The organism is Occultella aeris (assembly GCF_902703175.1).
In the GTDB taxonomy this organism is placed as follows: Bacteria; Actinomycetota; Actinomycetes; order Actinomycetales; family Beutenbergiaceae; genus Occultella; species Occultella aeris.
Window position 1 is genome coordinate 63685 of the sequence record NZ_CACRYJ010000022.1, and the last position, 13565, is coordinate 77249.

The 13565-nt window shown below is 68.2% G+C and carries 12 protein-coding genes; 2 read left to right on the plus strand and 10 right to left on the minus strand.

Features of this window, described 5'->3' with window-relative positions:
- Positions 1 to 3: 3 nt before the first annotated feature.
- The 10 genes from HALOF300_RS08215 to HALOF300_RS08260 all read right to left on the minus strand — a co-directional run bounded on the left by HALOF300_RS08215 (position 4) and on the right by HALOF300_RS08260 (position 10672).
- Entirely contained in the window at positions 4 to 315 is a 312-nt protein-coding gene (locus HALOF300_RS08215) for a hypothetical protein (RefSeq protein ID WP_156740471.1), read from the minus strand.
- Positions 316 to 1026: 711 nt separating this feature from the next.
- Positions 1027 to 1857 (minus strand): class II glutamine amidotransferase, encoded by an 831-nt coding sequence (locus tag HALOF300_RS08220; protein WP_156740472.1) that lies wholly within the window; start codon positions 1855 to 1857, stop codon positions 1027 to 1029.
- Between the two features lie 72 nt (positions 1858 to 1929).
- On the minus strand, positions 1930 to 3276 hold the full coding sequence (locus HALOF300_RS08225; protein ID WP_156740473.1) for a dipeptidase: 1347 nt from the start codon (positions 3274 to 3276) through the stop codon (positions 1930 to 1932).
- A gap of 3 nt (positions 3277 to 3279) precedes the next feature.
- Positions 3280 to 3726 (minus strand): hypothetical protein, encoded by a 447-nt coding sequence (locus tag HALOF300_RS08230; protein WP_156740474.1) that lies wholly within the window; start codon positions 3724 to 3726, stop codon positions 3280 to 3282.
- Positions 3723 to 5171 carry an APC family permease gene (locus HALOF300_RS08235; protein ID WP_197522394.1) on the minus strand — a complete coding sequence of 483 codons (1449 nt, stop codon included), beginning with the start codon at positions 5169 to 5171 and terminating at the stop codon, positions 3723 to 3725. Before HALOF300_RS08235 ends, HALOF300_RS08230 begins: the two co-directional genes overlap by 4 nt.
- A 406-nt stretch (positions 5172 to 5577) precedes the next feature.
- Positions 5578 to 6657: a sulfite oxidase gene (locus HALOF300_RS08240; protein WP_156740476.1), complete on the minus strand. Its 1080-nt coding sequence runs from the start codon at positions 6655 to 6657 to the stop codon at positions 5578 to 5580.
- A 41-nt stretch (positions 6658 to 6698) separates the two neighbouring features.
- Positions 6699 to 7562 (minus strand): enoyl-CoA hydratase/isomerase family protein, encoded by an 864-nt coding sequence (locus HALOF300_RS08245; protein ID WP_156740477.1) that lies wholly within the window; start codon positions 7560 to 7562, stop codon positions 6699 to 6701.
- Complete coding sequence (locus tag HALOF300_RS08250) at positions 7559 to 8905, minus strand: Dyp-type peroxidase (protein ID WP_197522395.1); 1347 nt, start codon at positions 8903 to 8905, stop codon at positions 7559 to 7561. Before HALOF300_RS08250 ends, HALOF300_RS08245 begins: the two co-directional genes overlap by 4 nt.
- A gap of 43 nt (positions 8906 to 8948) precedes the next feature.
- Positions 8949 to 10094, minus strand: a complete 1146-nt coding sequence (locus tag HALOF300_RS08255) for a DUF4331 family protein (RefSeq protein ID WP_156740479.1) — start codon at positions 10092 to 10094, stop codon at positions 8949 to 8951.
- Between the two features lie 29 nt (positions 10095 to 10123).
- Positions 10124 to 10672, minus strand: coding sequence for a hypothetical protein (locus tag HALOF300_RS08260; RefSeq protein ID WP_156740480.1), 549 nt, complete (start codon positions 10670 to 10672; stop codon positions 10124 to 10126).
- A gap of 250 nt (positions 10673 to 10922) precedes the next feature.
- Between HALOF300_RS08260 and HALOF300_RS08265 the strand changes: the two genes are divergently transcribed.
- The gene (locus HALOF300_RS08265; RefSeq protein WP_231955141.1) at positions 10923 to 12422 is read left to right on the plus strand and encodes an MFS transporter; all 1500 of its coding nucleotides are present in this window, start codon (positions 10923 to 10925) and stop codon (positions 12420 to 12422) included.
- Positions 12419 to 13555: an aminopeptidase P family protein gene (locus HALOF300_RS08270; protein ID WP_156740481.1), complete on the plus strand. Its 1137-nt coding sequence runs from the start codon at positions 12419 to 12421 to the stop codon at positions 13553 to 13555. Before HALOF300_RS08265 ends, HALOF300_RS08270 begins: the two co-directional genes overlap by 4 nt.
- The last annotated feature ends 10 nt before the right edge of the window (positions 13556 to 13565 follow it).

Consider the following 13565-nt stretch of genomic DNA (forward strand, 5'->3'; position numbering starts at 1 on the left):
GGCCTACTTCCGCGTGCCCTGCGCTGCCCACCGGCGTGCCGCATAGTCGACGCCGACGGCCAGCCGGTACACCCCGACGAGGGTGGCGAGCAGGCCAACGACCGCGATGATGAACCCGGTGGTCAGCCAGGCACGGCCGGGGTCGCCCAGGGACTCGCCGGTGAGCTCCCAGACCAGGCTCATCTGCCGGGCCTGATCCATCGCGGCCCAGCCGATCACCAGTAGCGCCACCCCGAAGGTGAGGACGACCGCGGACCCCACCGGACCGGGGTTCGGGACCTTCAACTCGTTCGACTGCGTCTCGGGCTCGCTCATCGGGACATGAAACCACGCCGCGGGTGGGACATACACCAACTCATCGCGACCCGGGGTGAAGAACGGCAGCGGTCCATCACCCGTCAGCTCCGCGGTTCGGGCGTGACTGCGAACTTCTCGATCATGAACCGCCAGAACAGTGCGACCGCCTCGTGGTCGGGGCGCTCCAGCTCGTCGTTTCGGCCCGAGTGTGCCTGATGCTCGATTCCGACATGTCCGGCGGGAGGTGCGTGACGAACGGAGCTCGGTGCGACAACTCGGACGACATCCAGAGGTGGTGCCGCCACGGGTCTTCGGGCGACCACCAAGTCGTGCATCGACGTGCAAGCCGCCAACTCGTTGGTCCTGCCGGATTCGATGACGCTTGAGGCGATGTCGAGGAGGTACCGGAAGCTGGGACTCTGCTCGGCGGTGGCGGCGAACTCGGCTTCGATCGCTGCCCATGGGCGCGGCCTGAACTCGTAGAGCCAACCTAGGGACCTCACCCGGACAGGATCGCATGGCCCACTCCATCCGCGACCCGGGAGATCGGTCGTCGTCGATTTGCCCGCCTGTAGCGCCGTTGCTGGCTCGACGTCGAGGTTCCCCGATGTTGAGACATCGACATGCCGATAGCGATGTTCCGCGACCCACCGGTGTGCGGCGTAGTCGACGGCGGTTGCCGTCCGACTAGGCTCCGGCACTTTCAGTTCGCCGCTCGCGCCACTCGGATCAGGGTTGGACCGGCGTGAACGGTCGGAGTTCCTCCTGGCCGCCGTGCACGATCAGACAGGATGCCTCGGGCACCTCACGCCAGGCCCCACGCAGATCGCCCAGCGGCTCGGACACGACGAGCCGGGCATCGTCGGACAGGTCGTGCAGGACCGGGTTGTCCGGATACTGGGCACGCAACGTCGAGACGTCGGTGCTGTGGAAGAGCGAACGGGACGCGCCCACCGACGAGTAGCGGAACGCCCACGTGGTGTCGCCGTCGGTTGTCGCCACGGTCATCTGGACCGGCTGCTCGACGCCATGGTGACGACCGGTCGCCTCGACGAATCCGACCGCCCGTGCCACCGCCGCCGGCGGGTCGTCCAGCAACCCGAACGTCAGGGCGAGGAAGAACATCATCTCCGAGTCGGTCGATCCCTCGATCTGATTGAAGAGCGCCGGCTCCACCGCCATGGCGAGGTCACGCTTCATCGCCGGGTAGCCGGAGAGCATCCCGTTGTGCATCCACAGCCAGCGATCGTGGCGGAACGGGTGACAGTTGGTCTGCTGTACCGCGGACCCTGTCGAGGCCCGGATATGCGCGAAGACCCGGCGTGAGCTCGCGAGCGCCGACAGCTCCTGCAGGTTGCGGTCGTTCCAGGCGGGCTCGGTGCTGCGGAACACCCCAGGGATGTCCCGCGCGCCATACCAACCGACACCGAACCCGTCCCCATTGGTCGTCGTCGCGCCGAGCTTCGAGTGCTTGCTCTGCACCACAAGAGAGTTCCGAGGCTTGAAGAGCAGGTCCTCCAGCAGTACCGGGGAACCGGAGTACGCGAGCCAGCGGCACATTGTCGCCCTCCTTGCGGGTCAGTAGTTGGTGCTTTCGTCTGGGCCTCACGACCTCGGCGGTCCGCTCGCCGATCAGCGGACTGCCGCCGCGTAGCGCTGCAGGAACAGCGCCTCGGTCAGTGCCATGCCGGAGATCTCTCGCGGGTCCACGCTCTCGTTCGGTGCGTGGATCATGGCCTGGGGCTCCTCGACACCGATCAGGATCAGTTCGGCGCCGGGATAGGTGTCGGCGAACACGTTGCAGAGCGGGATCGACCCGCCCTGCCCGAGGACCGCCATCGGCCGGTCGAAGACCTCCTGCATGGCAGCGGCCATCGCCGTGTAGGCAGGGCCGTCGGTCTCTGCCTTGAACGGTGCTCCGGTCGCCTCGGTCTGCACACTCACGCGCACTCCCCACGGAGCGGCGGCACGCAGGTGCTCGTCGAGGGCGACCTTGGCGCTCTCAGGGCTCATCCCCGGCGGTATCCTCAGGTTGAGCCGCGCCGACGCGCGCGGCACGATGGCCGAGGCCGAACCGACGACCGGCGGGCAGTCGATACCCAGGATCGTCACCGCCGGGCGGGCCCACAGCATGTCCGAGACACTGCCGTCACCCAACAGCGACACACCACTGATCGCCGTGGTGTCGGCCCGGAACTGGTCGGGAGGGTAGGGCTCGCCAGACCAGGTCTGCGTGTTGTCCAGCCCCCGGATCGTCGTGTTGCCGCGGTGGTCGCGCAGGGTCGCCAGGATCGCTACAAGAGCCGCCAACGCGTCCGGGGCCGCGCCGCCGAACATGCCGGAGTGCACCTCCGACGCGAGTGCTTCGACGGTGACCACGACATTCACCATGCCGCGTAGGCTCACGGTCGCGGCCGGCTGACCGACGGCCGCGTTCCCGGTGTCGCAGACCAGGATCGCGTCCGCGCGGAGCAGGTCCGGGTTGTCGACGACGAACGACTCCAGACCCCCGGTACCCTGCTCCTCCGAGCCCTCGACCACGAGCTTCAGGTTCACCGGCACGTCCTGTCCCAGGGCCCGCAGCGCGATCAGGTGCATGATGATGTTGCCCTTGCAGTCGGCGGTCCCGCGCCCGTACCAGCGTCCGTCCCTCTCGGTGAGCTGGAAGGGCTGTGTGCGCCACGCGGCGTCGTCGAGGGGTGGCTGCACGTCGTAGTGCGCGTAGAGCAGCACCGTGGGTGCGTCGGCGTGCGCGCACGGCCGAGAGCCGACGACGGCGTTGCTGCCGTCCGACGTCGCGGCCAGCCGGGTGTCGGTGAACCCGAGCACCGAGAAGCGCTCGAGGACCCACTGTGCGGCGCGGTGGCACTCCTCGGGTGGGAACTGGCGCGAGTCGGCGACCGACTTGATCGCGACCAGCTCGGCGAGCTCCTCGCGGGCCCAGGGCATGAGCTCGGTGACGCGGGTCTTCAGGTCCACGGCTCACTCCCCCGCCACATTCGCGGTCTCGAGGCTCTCGACGAACTCCCGGAAGTCGTCCAGTTCGTCGGGGCAGTAGACCTCGATGATCAGCAGCTGGCCCTGGAAGACCTTGCTGTCCGCGATCACTGGGCGTGCCCCCGGACCGCTCGCCCCGTTCGAGAGCTGCGACAGCAGGATGGACCGGTTCAGTGCATCGTTCGGGTTCTCGCAGGTGGCCCCGCCGTCATCGCCGAGGACACGCACGATCTGGTCCTGCGACGGCGCCGACGCGCCCGCCTCCTCGAGCGCCGCGATCAGCTGGTCGGCCTTCTCCTGCGCCTGGCGGGTCTCCCGGCCCGAGCTGAACGCGAGCAACGCTCCGACGATGAGGGCGGCGAGGATGATCCAGGCGGTGATGTAGATCCAGTTGCGTTCGCGTTTGCTCTGCGTCTCGACCGGAATGCTCATGACGGAGCCACCTCCCGCGGTTCAGGTTGCTTCCAGGAGGGCTTGCGGAGCTTGTAGAAGAGGAACGGCACGAACAACCCGAGTCCGAGTGCGCCGCCGCCCACGATCAGGAAGTAGAGCCCGGAGTTGCCGCTCGCGAACTGCGAGGGCGGAATGAACCCCACCAGCAGTGCGGCGAGCGAGGCCGTGAACCCGACGCCACACATCCCGACCAGCAGAGGTGCTCGGTAGCCACGGGGGTGGTCGGGATGCTTGCGGCGCAACTGGATCGCGGCTACGAACATCAGGAGGTACATGATCAGGTAGACCTGGGTCGTGATCACCGAGAAGATCCAGTAGGCGCTGGAGACGTCGGGGATCAACGCGTAGGCGAGGCCGATCACGGTGGTGACGAGCCCCTGGACGACCAGGATGTTCTGCTGGACGCCGTTCTTGTTGAGCTTCTGCAGGAACGGCGGGAGGTAGCCCTCCTGGCGGGAGATCAGCAGCAGGCCCTTCGAGGGCCCGGCCAGCCAGGTCAGCATGCCGCCGAGGGAGGCGGTCACCAGCATGATGCCGACGATCGGTGTCAGCCACTGCCAGCCGAAGTTCGCGAAGACCGCGTCGAACGCCTGCATCACGCCGGCCGTGAGGGACAGCGTCTCGGCCGGCACGATCCATGCGATCGCCAGCGCCGGGAGGATGAAGATCGCCAGGACCATGCCCATCGCCAGGAACATCGACTTCGGGAACTCCTTGCCCGGGTTCTTCAGGGAGGAGACGTGAACGGCGTTCATCTCCATGCCGGAGTAGGAGAGGAAGTTGTTGACGATGAGCACCAGGCTCGAGAGTCCGGCCCACACCGGGAAGATGTTCTCGGACGTCATGGGCGCTGCGGACGGGTTGCCCTGCCCGAGGAAGACCATGCCGAGCACAACCAGGACCACGCCGGGAATCAAGGTGCCGATGATCAGGCCGCCGCTGGCGAGGCCTGCCACACCCTTGGTCCCACGCGAGGAGACCCAGACACCGGACCAGTACACGACGATGATGACAATGGCGGTCCACACGCCACTGCTGGCCAGCTCTGGGTTGAAGACGTACGCGAGTGTGCTCGCCACGAAGCCCAGCAGACTCGGGTAGTAGAAGACCGTCATCGCGAACTGGCACCAGACGGCCAGGAAGCCCATCGGCTTGGAGATGCCCTCCGAGACCCACTTGTAGATGCCGCCTTCCCAGCCGGACGCGAGTTCGGCGGAGACCAGGGACGTCGGCAGCAGGAACACCACGGCCGGGAGCAGGTACAGGAACACGCAGGCCAGACCGTAGACGGCCATGGTGGGCGCCGCCCGAAGGCTGGCGACCGAACTGGTGGTCATCATCGCCAGGGCCACCCACGAGATCCAGGCGGTCGGCGGGACCTTCGCTCGTGTTGCCACCTGGGCGACTGCGTCTCCGGCACTCATCCGAACCATCCCAGACAGGTGCGAGGCCTCCGAGTTGTGGTCACCATCATCACTCCTACTGAGAGAGCCAGTGGTTGCTGCCCCAAGGCTAGGAAGACGTGCGCGGCGCTGAATCACCTCATGTGCGTGAAACGCGGAGCCCGTACGTCGCCTGGGGCTGGTGCCGATTCACCCAGGTCATCGAAGACGGCGCCCCGGTGGATGCAGGGCTCCGGAACGAACGAGCCGAACGGCTACGCCCCCCCTCGAGCCCGCCCAGGCCGACTACGATCTGGTGAAACCGCAAGGACGAACTCCTCGACGCCGACCATCTCGAGCGCGCCGCGAAGGAAGTCGGCAACCGCTGGCCTCGCGACCGGCCGCTCCGCCCCGACGTCGCCGAGACAACTGGTCTCTCCCCGGCGCGTCACCGGCGATCGACGTAGATGACTTCGATGGCGTTGTTCCCGTAGCCGAGGCGGTTCCACGGCGGCACGTCGGGTTGCACGTTGCCGGCGGCGTCGGCCGCGCGGGCTCTCAGGGTGTGTCTGCCGACGTCGTCGGCGTCCCAGTTGAAGGACCAGTCCTGCCAATGGAAGCCACTGCGGGACGGTTCGAGTCGTGCCGGCTGCCAGTCACCCTCACCGGTGAGGCTGAGGTCGACCCGGGCGATGGGGCCGGTCCCCGACCATGCCTTCCCCCGGACCAGGTAGGACCCGCGGCCGATGGTCGCGCCCGGCGCAGGGTCCGTGATCCGGGCGCGCACCCGCATCAGCGAGACTGGTTCCTGGGGTCGGTCCGGCCACTGGTACATGTAGTGGCCGGTCTGGAACTCACCGGTGTATGGCTCGGTGAGGACCTCGAGACGTTTCAGCCACTTCACCGAGGCGACCGCGTACCAGTGCGGCACGATCAGCCGGAACGGGGCGCCGTGATCGCGCCCGAGCGGTTTCCCGTTCATCTCGTAGGCGATGAGAATCCCCGAGGTCGGGTCCGTGGCGTACGTGAGTGGGAGCGACCGGATGAAGGAGAGGTTGTCCTGCTCGGTCTCGGGAAGGATCGCTCGGAGGTGGTATGGCCCGTGATCGGCCCCCTGCGCCAGAACCTCGACACCGTGCGCCGATGGTTCGGTCCTCGCCAGCACCTCGTGGAGCAGCGCACCGCGCCATCGGGCCGTGGACACGGCGAGGTCACCCCAGGGTTCGCCGGTCGGCAGGGGTTTCATCTCCAGTCTCCCGTTGCCCGCACACTCGAGCGTGACGGTGTGCTCGTGGGCCGGCATCGCGCGAAGGTCGTCGAGCGTGAGGGTGGTGGGTCGGCCGACCGCGCCGCCGATCTCCAGGACGCCGTCGTGGTCGGGGACCGCGAAGTTGCTGCGGACGTAGTGGAGTTCCGTGGGAGTGATGTCGCCGTGCAGCGCGGCCGGTGGCGCCTCGGCGTTGTAGGGCGCGGGGTTGATCATCACCAGTGCGGCGCGTGCCGCCTCGAGGTCGCCAGTGACCGTCATATGCGTCTCAGTCTCCTTGGGTCAGGGTGATGCCGGGATCGTCAGAAGTCGGACTCGGAGAAGGTCGGCTCGCGGTCCTCGTTGAAGGCGCCGATGCCCTCGACGCGGTCGGGATGGACCGCGGAGCGCCAGTGGGCATCCATCATGATCGCGATCGCATGTTCGATCGGCTGTCCCTCGCCCAACTGAACCGCGCGCTTCACGGCCTGGACCGCGGTCGGCGAGTTACCAGCGATCCTGGCCGCAATCTGACGCGCCGCGCCCATCAATTGGCCGGGATCGTGCAGCTCGTTGACCAAGCCGAGCCGGTACGCCTCCCGCGCCGAGACCGGGTCCCCGGTCATGAGCATCTGCATGGCCTTGCCTCGCGGCAGAAGTCGGGGAAGCAGCGCGGGCGACCCGCCGCCGGCCGCGAGGCCGAGCATGGCCTCGGGTTGTCCGAAGGTCGCGTTGGTCGAGGCGATGATGAAGTCCGTGCTCTGGGCGAGCTCACAGCCGCCCCCGTACGCGATCCCGTTGACCACGGCGAAGATCGGCTTGCGGAGCTGTCGGACCGTGTAGAGCGTCCGGTCGAAGGCCTGCCGTTGACGCAGCCAGTCCTCCTTGGTCATCGCCTTACGTTGCCGCAGGTCGCTTCCGACGGAGAAGGCACGGTCTCCAGCACCGGTCAGGATGACGACGCGGACCGCGGTGCGAACGGCGACCTCCTCCACCACCTCGGTCAACAACGCACCCATCTCGGTGCTGATCGCATTGTCGGCATGCGGTCTGTTGAGGGTGATCAGGGCCGCCCGGCCGTCGGTGAGATAGTCCAGGAGCACCGGCGCCTCGGTCTCCTCGATGCCGGGATCGGGTGGGGCGAAGTCGAGCGCTGCCCAGCGGTCCGTGCCTGGTGAGCCCATCATGCGTCCTCTCTCGGTGGCGTCTCGTCACGCACGCCCAGTCCGGCGAGCCATTGCAGAGCGCGCAGGCTGGGCGCGAAGCAGTACTCGCCGCCGCGGGTCACGACGAACGGCGGGAGGTCCTGCAACCTGCGCCGGATCGGGCGTTGCGGGATGGTGAAGGTGCTGGATTCGGGGTGCGGCCCGACGAGCGGGTCGGACTCGAGCGGGGCGCCGATGAAGATGCCGTCGTTGAGCCACTGGGTCTTGACGAACTCGAACTGACGCTTCGGATGCGCGCCCGCGAACACGAAGATGATTCCGCGGTCGATCCCATCGTCCTCGATCACGCCCTCGGGAAGCATCGGTCCGTAGTTGGTGCCTCGCCGGATCATGCGATGCAGACGTACGTCCACGCTGCCTTCGCCGTCCAGTGCGTCCCGCGGGTTGGCCCTGCGCGCGTGGGCGCCCACCGGGCACTTGAAGCCGCGCGGGTCATCGGCGAACCCGAAGTCGTTGTTCCGCCGAGGGTCGCCACCGAGCTCCGTGTCGTCCTGGTCCGGGGCGATGGAGAGCGGGGCTCCGCTCTGCCAGCGGCCAACCATCTTCGCGCCCAGAAGGGCCTCCTCCTGACGGCTCCGTGACCGTGCCCGCAGGTAGCTCCGATAGGCCGCCACCCGCGTGTGCAACTTGCGGAACACGACGTAGGTTCCGTTGCGACCCAGGATCTCGGGGCTCGGCATCGGCGGCAGCTCACCGGTCTCGTCGGGGTACCCGAGGATGATCTCGCCGGCCTTGAGAGGACGTTCACGGGGATTCGCGGCCGGGCGTCCGCTCCCCTCGACCCCCGGTTGGCCGATCCCGTCCTTGAACCCGAACGACGTTCGTCCGCTGGCGAGTTGGTAGCAGTCCTGGCGCCAGATCAGGTCGATCCCGGCGAGCTCGGCATGGGCCTCCCGAGCCTTCTCGGCGACCGCTTCGAGCTGCGCCCGGTCGGAGGAGAGCACCGAGATCGCGACGTGCACATCGGAGGTACCCAGCGGCCACTCCCAGTGCTCGGGTGCACTCTCACCGACATCGCCCAACGTCGCAGCGCGGGAGGCCATCCCCTGCTGGAACTCGGGCGCGAAGCTGTCCAGCGAGCCCTGCGGTACCCCGAGCGCCTTCAGTCCGCTGTAGGTGAACGCCACGGTGACCGAGGTGTCGTCCGGGCTACCAGGGAACCCGGCCGGTTTCACGACCCGAAGCAGTCGCCGAACCAGGTCCCGGCCGTCGTCTCGATCGCGGATGCAGAGCAGCAGATAGGTGCCGACATACGGGGACGGTCGTCCGTAGAGCGCACCGGCCTGAATGTCGTCGAGATCCAAGGCCGGGCTCGTCGTGGCGTGCACTGGTTCACCCGCTTCCATGTCAGTGGTGCTCGGGCGGCTCGGGCGGATTCGGGTTCGGCGACGCCAGGTATGGGAACCTGCCGGTGGCCGGCCGGGTGGCGGCGTCGACGCCGTCGCGGATGGTGGGCCCGTGACCGGCGTTGACCAGCTGGGTGAAGATCATGTCCATCACGTCGTCGTTCAGGGTGCGGCCGCCACACGTCACGTGCTGGTCGCCCCGCCGGGCGGCCAGCTCGATCTCGAGGAACGAGCCCTGCTCGACGTAAGGCTTGGTGACGTCGACGACCAGGAAGTCGGACAGGACCAGCTCGGTCATCGGGTGACGGCCGTCCTCGCCGACGGGCCAGTCGACCTCTCCGTCCAGACCGTCCCAGAACGCGAGGTTCGCGTCCAGCCGTGCCCGGTAGGCCCCGCCGTAGGAGTCGCCGAGGTGGAACGCGTTCTCCATGTTGTAGAGGTCGCGGATCTCCAGGTCCCGGTTCACGCGGTCGAAGTCCTTGGGTGCCAGCATCATGTTCTTGACCTCGGGGCGACCCACACGCTCGATCCGGACGTTGACGGTCCCACGGGTCAGCGTCTCGGCGACGACTCCCACGAGCCCCCAGTCAGTCAAACGGTCGGTGTCGACCTCGACGACGATGCTCAGCACGTTCTTGCCGTCAAGGAAGATCGAGCCCGGGTCGGTAAAGGCCAGCTTTCGGGTCGCGATCGTCGCCAGTGCCGCCCGAGCATCCATGATGAACGGGTCCCAGCGCACGCCGGCAAAGACCCGTAGGCCGCGGCCGGAGCCGCCTTGCTCCTCGTTGACAGCGAACGGGATCCGTTCGCCCGACGGACTGACGCAGGTGCCCTGCTGGACGCGGACCGGCTCCCCGCCGTCGCCGGCTGCCTCCTCGGGGGCAGCGAAGACGCAGTCGATAACGAGCTCCTCTTCGCCGGGGACGAATCTCCAGCTCGCGCCCTCCCCACTCGAGGCAGCGACGGGTCGCAGGCGGAAGCGATAGAGCAGGCCGTCGGAGAACAGGTCGGTGGGCTTGGCCATCGGGAGCGTGTTCAGGACGAGGACGAGGCAACCCGACCGTTCGGGACTGGGGAACGCATACACGTCCGTGATGTCCGCGATGGGGTCCGCCAGGGCACGTGGTCCCGAGATGTGGTCCGACATCGACAACCTTTCGTAGTCGCGGGTTTGTTTCAGTCTCCGGCCTCGTCCCACAGCGGCCGCATTGCCGGGTGCTGAAGGAGCTCGGCGGCTTGGGGATGGTCGAGAACCTCCTGGAAGGCTCTGCTCACACGTAGCGCCTTCCGGATCTCCTTCACCGTGCCGGGGTAGTTCCGCGCATAGGCGGCGGCCACGTGCTCCGCGTCGAGGACGAACGCCCGCAGGGCCGAGAGGTCCGGGAGCCCGCCGTATCCCTCTACGTGTCGGAAGATGACGTCGAAGAGCGCCAGCGTCGGTCCGGAGGTGAAGAAGTCCTCCATGTAGGCATCCCACGGCCCGTCGAAGCTGGTCACGAAGGCGAGCCGCGTGTCGTCGTCGAACATCACGAATCGCGCTTCGTGGATCGTCTGTATGGCCATCCCGTAGTCGCCGGGGCGGTACCCGGGCGTGTTCTGGAGGTCGGTCAGAGCAGTCCTCAACGACTGCTCCGAGCCCGGCTTGACGCGGAAGAACAGACTGAACTCACTGGTCGGGCCAACACGCAGCCCCGGCTGGGGTTCTCCGACATCGGATCTGGCCATCGCCCGCCTCCAGGACTCGATCTGACCTGTCGCGCCGGCGCGACCCAGTCGTCCAGAACTGAATGCGCTCCAGCCCGGACCCACGCTAGAACGCTCCGGCATCACCTACGTCACCCTGACTGGGTGAACCGGTGCGGACCTGCAGGAACGGCGCCGATTGAATCCCCCAGAGCGGGTGAGGCATCCCGCGGCTCCCGCCCATACAGTCGGTCCGGAACGGCCCTGCGGGCCGGTGACGGGAGGACGCCGGATGAGTGGCGACACAGGGATGAGCACCCGGGCAGGTGGGGTGCTCGCGGCCACCTGCATCTCGACCCTGGTGGTGAACGCAAACACCTCGGCCGTCAGTATCCTGCTGCCCGCCATCTCGGAGGACACCGGCACGTCGGTCGCCACGCTGCAGTGGGCAGTGACCGGCTACTCGCTGGTTGGTGCCGCGGTGATCGTCACCTCGGGCTCGCTGGGCGACGTCTTCGGCCGCAAGCGGGTCTTCCAGCTCGGCCTGTTGTTGTTCGTCGCCTCGTGTGTCCTGATTGCCCTCGCGCAGTCCGGCGCCATGGTGATCGCCGGGCGCGTCATCCAGGGCGCGGCGGGGGCGACGATCCTGGCGTGCGGGCTGAGCCTGCTTTCGGTCGCCAAGAAGGGGGACGAACAGCTACGGGCGGTGTCCCTGTGGGGCGCCGCGGCCGCCGTCGGTGCGGCGCTCGGCCCGTTGCTGGGCGGCGTGCTCGTCGGCATCACCGGCTGGCAGGGGCTGTTCTGGATCGACGCCGTCGTAGCTCTGCTCTGCATGGTGCTGACCGCAGTCACTGTCACCGAGTCGCGGGACCCAACCCGGCCGAGGACGATCGACTATGCCGGCACGGTGCTGATCGCGCTGACGCTGACGCCGCTGATCCTCGCCGTCACGATGAGCGGCGAATGGGGCTGGATCTCGGTGGGCACGCTGAGCTGTCTCGCGATCGCGATCGCTGCCGGGATGGCGTTCGTCGCCGTGGAGAGACGGGTGGCCGTGCCGCTGCTCGACCTGGCCCTGCTGCGTAACCGGGTCCTCGTCGGGTCCACGATCGCGATCCTCATCGGCGCGGGAACGATCAACGGTCTGATGTACTTGCTGAGCCTCTACTTCCAGGACCCAGCCGCGCTGGGCTTCAGTCCTCTCCAGGCCGGCCTGGCCACCCTGCCGGCAACGGTCGGGCTGGTGGTCGTGGCTCCCATGGTGCCGAAGTTGGCGGCTCGGTTCGGCGGCCGACAGACGATCGGCGTCGGGTTCGCCGTCACCGCCGCCGGCTTCGTCATCGTTGGTCTGGTCGACGCATCGTGGCAGTACGCCGCGTTCCTGTTGCCATTGGTCGCCATCGCCGTCGGGATGGGCCTGTCGAACGGCCCCGCGTCGTCGGCGGCGACGGCGTCGGTTCCGGAGAACCAGGTGGGCGGGGCGTCCGGTGTGTCCAACATGGCCCGGTACGTCGGCGCCGCGGTGGCCACGGCCCTGGCCGCCACCATCTACGGCAGCGTGATCGGGAACCAGACGGCCGATGGTGCGTCGCCGTCCGACGCGCTGGCCGCCGGCCTGGCCGCGGCCTCGTGGATGATGGCGATCTTCAGCTTCCTGGGCGTCCTGATGGCCTTCGTGATCGCCCGGCACCGTGCACCCACCGGCACGTTGAACGACGCCGCCGCCTCGGCGGCGGCCCACACCCACACGTTGCCGACCTCTGCGACGGCCAGATCAGGGAGCCTCTCATGAACACGACCGACCCGACGCCATCGGCGCCGTTCACCAGCGCCGACTATGCGGCGCGGATGCGCCGCGCCGTGGCCGAGGCGACGCGCGCCGGGCTCGACGGCCTGCTGGTCATGCCCGGACCCGAACTGGTCTGGCTCACCGGCTACCGGCCCACGGCGATCACCGAACGACTGACCGTGCTGGTGCTCGCCGCCGACCACGAACCGACCCTGGTGGTGCCGGCCCTGGAACGGCCCGATGCGGAGGGCGCCACCGCGGCGCCCGGCCTCATGATCGTGGACTGGGCCGACGGCGAGGACCCGTTCGCGAGGGCGGGTGCCCTGATCCGTGCGGACGCCACCTTGGGGATCTCCGACTCCGCCTGGGCGATGCACCTCCTCGGGCTGCAGGATGCGGTACCCGGTACCTCGTACCTGTCGCTGACGCAGAGCCTGCCGATGCTCCGGGCCGTCAAGGATGCCGCCGAGCTCGCCCGGCTGGAAGCGGCCGGTGCCGCCGCGGACGCGACGTACGAGCAGATCCTCGGGGTCCGGTTCGCCGGGCGAAGAGAGACCGAGGTCGCCGCCGACCTGGCGCGGCTCCTTCGGGAGTTCGGCCACGAGCAGGTCGACTTCACCGTGGTCGGATCCGGCCCGAACGGCGCGAACCCGCACCACGAGGCGGGCGAACGCACCATCGAGGTCGGCGACGCCGTCGTCCTCGACTTCGGCGGGCTCATGCACGGCTACGGATCCGACACCAGCCGCACCGTGTGCGTCGGGGAGCCGAGGCCCGAGATCCGTGACGTCCACGAGATCGTTCGGCTGGCGCAGCAGGCAGGGGTCGACGCGGTCCAGCCGGGTGTCGCCTGCCAGGAGATCGACCGCGCGGCCCGGGCAGTGATCTCGGACGCGGGCTACGGCGACAGGTTCATCCACCGCACCGGCCACGGCATCGGCACCACCACCCACGAACCGCCGTACATGATCGAGGGCGAGGAACAACCTCTGGTGCCAGGGATGTGCTTCTCCGTCGAGCCCGGCATCTACCTCGCCGGCCGGTTCGGCGTCCGCATCGAGGACATCGTCACGGTCACCGACACCGGCGCTCGGCGGTTCAACAACACCGAGCGCGACCTGCGCATCGTCGAGTAGCGACAGCTCG